General features: G+C 62.2%; 1 protein-coding gene. It reads right to left on the reverse strand.

Annotated features, from left to right (window positions below):
- A partial coding sequence (locus ON40_RS34380; RefSeq protein WP_040829417.1) for a S26 family signal peptidase occupies window positions 1-201 on the reverse strand: 201 nt, incomplete at both ends.

Raw genomic sequence — 201 nt, forward strand, 5'->3', positions numbered from 1 at the left:
CACCCCACGCGCGACGACGTTGCTGGAGCGATTCGTGTGGTACTCCTTGTTCCACGATCCGCTCGGGCCCACGAAGACGACCACGTCGCCCGGTTTGGGGTCACCGAAGTCGTACGTCAATTTCTCGACGTAGATCCGGTCTCCCGTGCAGCCGGGGCAACCGTGCAACGTCGGTTCCATCGACTGCGACGGAATCACGTA

The sequence above is a fragment of the Nocardia jiangxiensis NBRC 101359 genome (genome assembly GCF_000308615.1).
Taxonomy (GTDB): domain Bacteria; phylum Actinomycetota; class Actinomycetes; order Mycobacteriales; family Mycobacteriaceae; genus Nocardia; species Nocardia jiangxiensis.